This window comes from Tianweitania populi, assembly GCF_014652875.1.
Taxonomy (GTDB): domain Bacteria; phylum Pseudomonadota; class Alphaproteobacteria; order Rhizobiales; family Rhizobiaceae; genus Tianweitania; species Tianweitania populi.
In genome coordinates this window covers 1-4,235 of sequence record NZ_BMZQ01000009.1, presented here as the reverse complement: position 1 = coordinate 4,235, position 4,235 = coordinate 1, and the positions used below count along the sequence as shown (strand labels likewise).

3 protein-coding genes are annotated in these 4,235 nt (G+C 61.0%); all 3 read left to right on the top strand.

Features of this window, described 5'->3' with window-relative positions:
* On the top strand, nt 1–2,135 hold a 2,135-nt coding region (locus tag IE166_RS20500), incomplete at its 5' end, for a thiamine pyrophosphate-dependent enzyme (protein ID WP_189507707.1).
* The gene (locus IE166_RS20495) at nt 2,132–3,763 is read left to right on the top strand and encodes an indolepyruvate oxidoreductase subunit beta family protein (RefSeq protein WP_189507705.1); all 1,632 of its coding nucleotides are present in this window, start codon (nt 2,132–2,134) and stop codon (nt 3,761–3,763) included. The genes IE166_RS20500 and IE166_RS20495, both read left to right, overlap by 4 nt.
* Nucleotides 3,760–4,235 (top strand): acyl-CoA thioesterase (locus IE166_RS20490; RefSeq protein WP_189507703.1); only part of this gene is annotated, 476 nt, incomplete at its 3' end. The genes IE166_RS20495 and IE166_RS20490, both read left to right, overlap by 4 nt.

Sequence of the window (4,235 nt, the reverse complement as noted above, 5' to 3'; positions counted from 1 at the left end):
AGGATCTCCGGCTGGGCGACGGCGAGGAGTTCCGGGGGGAAGGCATTCTCGCCATTACGAAGGCTCTGCTGCAATCCGGCGTGTCTTATGTCGGCGGGTATCAAGGTTCGCCGATCTCCCACCTGATGGACGTTCTGGCTGACGCCAAGGATGTGCTTGACGAGCTTGGCGTCAACTTCCAGAGCTCCGCCAGCGAAGCAACGGCAGCCGCAATGCTATCGGCTTCGGTGATGTATCCGCTGCGCGGTGCGGTTGCCTGGAAATCGACCGTCGGCACCAATGTTGCGTCGGATGCGCTGGCGAACCTTGCATCGGGTGGCGTCACGGGCGGAGCGATGGTGATTGTTGGCGAGGATTACGGCGAAGGCTCCTCCATCATGCAGGAGCGCACCCATGCCTTCGCCATGAAGTCGCAGATGTGGCTGCTTGATCCGCGCCCCGACCACACCTGCATCGTCGATTTGATCGAGAAGGGTTTCCAGCTTTCGGAAGCCTCCAACACGCCGGTGATGCTCGAAGTGCGCGTGCGCTCCTGCCACATGCACGGCTCGTTCATCGCCAAGGATAATGTGAAGCCCTCGTTTACGCTTCAGGATGCGCTGAACAACCCGAAGCGAGACCTCAGCCGCATCGTTCTGCCCCCGGCCGCTTACGTGCAGGAACAGGAGAAGATCAAGGTCCGCATGCCAGCGGCGATCGACTTCATTAGGGCCAACAAGCTCAACGAGTGGATGGGGCCGCAAGAGAATGCCAAGACCGGCATCATCATCCAGGGCGGCATGTACAACAATGTCATTCGCGCGCTGCAATATCTCGGCCTGTCGGATGCCTATGGCACGCTGAAGCTGCCGATCTACTGCATGAACGTGACCTATCCGGTGATCGACTCGGAGGTTGCGGATTTCTGCGCAAGCAAGGATGCCGTGCTGATGGTGGAAGAAGGCCAGCCGGAATATCTGGAACAGGCAATCAACACGGTTCTGCGCCGGCGCGACATCAACACCAAAGTGTCGGGCAAGGACGTGCTGCCGATGGGCGGCGATTATACCGCGCAGGTGCTCATGGAGGGCATCCAGACCTTCCTGGAGAAGTTCGACCCGCTGATGCTGGGCAACCGCCCGCCACTGCCCGATGCTCGCCCGGTGCTCGATCTGCCGGAGGTCAAACGACTGCGCGAAGTGGTTCCGCCGCGTCCGCCGGGCCTGTGCACCGGCTGCCCGGAGCGGCCGATCTTTGCGTCCATGAAACTGGTGGAAGAAGAACTGGGCGAACATCACGTCTCGGCTGACATCGGCTGCCACCTGTTCTCGATCCTGCCGCCGTTCAACATCGGCGCCACAACGATGGGCTTTGGCCTGGGGCCTGCATCGACCTCGGCCTTCAATGTGAAAGCCGACAAGAAGTCGATTGCGGTCATGGGCGATGGCGGGTTCTGGCACAACGGCCTGACATCGGGCATCGGCAACGCAGTCTTCAACAAGCATGACGGCGTCTTCATCATCGTCGACAACTTCTATTCGTCCGCGACCGGCGGTCAGGACATCCTGTCGTCGCGCGCCCAGAACAAGAACCGCCAGACCAACAATTCGATCACCAAGGCGGTTGAAGGAATCGGTGTGAAATGGGTGCGCCAGATCGACCGCACCTACGATGTCACCAAGATGCGCGACACGCTGCGTGAAGCGCTGACCTCGACCGAAGAAGGCCCAAAGGTCATCGTGGCTTCTTCGGAATGCATGCTCAACAAGCAGCGCCGCGTGAAGCCGCTGGTCAACAAAGCCATCAAATCGGGCGAGCGCGTGATCAAGGAGCGCTACGGCGTTGATGAGGATGTGTGCACGGGCGATCATGCCTGCATCCGGCTTTCGGGCTGTCCGTCCTTGTCGGTCAAGGAGCTCGACGATCCGTTGCGCGATGATCCCGTGGCCGCAATCGACAACTCCTGCGTCGCCTGCGGGAATTGCGGCGAAGTGGCTGAGGCGGCCGTGCTTTGCCCGTCCTTCTTCCGAGCCGACGTGATCCACAATCCCACAAAATGGGACATGTTCAAGGCGAAGATCTCCATGGCCGTGATTGCGTTTCTGCAGCGCCGCCGCGCCATGCGCCGCGTTCAGGTAACTGCAGTTCCCGCATGAAGGACGATACGATCCGACTGCCTCTGGCTCCCGCGGGCCCGGCAACCGAACGCCCGATCTCGCTCGCCATTGTTGCCATGGGCGGCCAGGGTGGCGGTGTGTTGACCGACTGGATCGTCCAGCTTGCCGAAGCGCAAGGCTGGGAGGCGCAGTCCACATCCGTTCCGGGCGTGGCGCAGCGCACCGGTGCCACGATCTATTACGTCGAGATGATGCCCATGCTGGATGGGCGAAAGCCAATCTTGGCGCAGATGCCGACGCCGGGCGATGTGGATGTGGTGATCGCTTCGGAGTTCATGGAAGCCGGTCGCTCCATTCTGCGCGGGTTGATTACGCCGGACCGCACCACGCTGATTGCCTCCAACCACCGCTCGTTGTCGGTAACCGAGAAGATCGCTCCCGGTGAGGGCATCGCAGACAGTTCAGCCGTCTCAAGCGCGATTGGTGTCGTTGCAAAGCGCGAAATCGTCTTCAACATGGACGACCTCGCGGTTCGCAACGGCAGCGTCATTTCCTCCGCCATGTTCGGTGCACTGGCTGCCTCCGGCGCTCTCCCTTTCGAGCGCGAGCAATACCTCGGCATCATCCGCGAAGGTGGCAAAGGCGTGGATGCCAGCATCCGCACCTTTGAGGCTGCCTTTCGACGGGTGGGATCGGGTGAAACAGCAGTTGTTCCGGCAGCAACCGACTTGCCCTCACCGGCTCCGTCGTCGGCCGTTACTGCCGCATCGCCGCCCAACCTCGGGCCCTCCGCACCGAGCGCGTCGTCCACTCCGCTAACGTTCGAGCCAGATGCGCGGTTGAAGCCGCTGCTTGCGCGGCTGAGCACTATTCTGCCCGCCGAAGCCCAATCGATGGCTCGTGCCGGCTTGTGCAAGGTCGTGGATTATCAGGATCTGGACTACGGGTCGGAATATCTCGACATTCTTGAGACAATCGCGAAGGAAGATGAGCGGGCTAGCGGTGCGGACCACGGCTTTGCCTTCACGGTCAATGCCGCGAAGTACCTCGCCAATGCCATGTGCTATGACGATGTCATTCGCGTTGCAGACCTCAAGACCCGCATGCAGCGCCGCGACCGCATCGAAAAAGAAATCGGCTTGCGCGACGGTCAGGTGATGGCCACCACCGAGTTCATGCATCCGCGCATGGAAGAGGTGAATGGCTTGCTCCCCGCCGGGATCGGCCGCTGGATCGAGGCGCATCCGCGTTTGTATGGCTGGCTCGATCGGCGCATCAACAAGGGTCGGCGCATCCGGACCTACTCACTGCCCTGGTTTCTGGTGCTGTATGTCACCGGAGGCATGCGCTTTCTTCGTCGCGGTTCGCTGCGCCATCAGGTGGAAGTGGCGCATCGTGATGCCTGGCTGGCAACGGCCACGCGGATGCTCGGACGCAACTACCAGCTTGGTGTCGAAGTGCTGCAATGCCAGCGCCTCATCAAGGGCTATTCCGACACGCACGCACGCGGACACTCGAAGTTCGACAAGGTGCTCGCCACGATCAAGCTGCTCGAAGCGCGATCGGACGCGGCAGACTGGGCGCGCCGTTTGCGCGACGCGGCCATCAAGGACGGAACGCAAAAACAGCTCGACAGCACGATCGCAACGGTGAAGACCTTTCTATGAACAAGCCCGTCGACATCAACGCCGCGGAGAAACCGACACCGATCACCCGAGCAGAGCTTGGCGATGCCCTTTGGTTCGGCGCCGTGAAGATCCGCTTTGGTCAGTGTGATCCGGCGGGCATCGTTTATACGCCGCAATTCTTCGACATCTTCAATGTCGTCATCGAGGACTGGTACGCTCAGGCGCTTGGCCTCAATTACTACGAGATCATCGGCCAGCGCCGCATCGGGCTCGGCTATGTCAGCGCGCATTCCGACTTCTTCGCGCCGGCGAGGATGGGCGACATTCTGGACATTGCCGTGGTTGTCGAGCGCGTCGGCAACGCGTCCTTCGCTTTGCTGCTTCATGCCTTCAAAGGAAAGCAGGAAGCATTGCGCGGGCGATTCACCGTCGTGACAACGGACCTCAACCTGCATAAGTCGATCCCGATCCCGGCCGATCTGCGCCACGCCTTGCTTGAATATGCCAAATC

Bases quoted from the DNA above. Each gene is read 5' to 3' on its own strand.
- IE166_RS20495 (WP_189507705.1), top strand. From the start codon at position 2,132: ATGAAGGACGATACGATCCGACTGCCTCTGGCTCCCGCGGGCCCGGCA.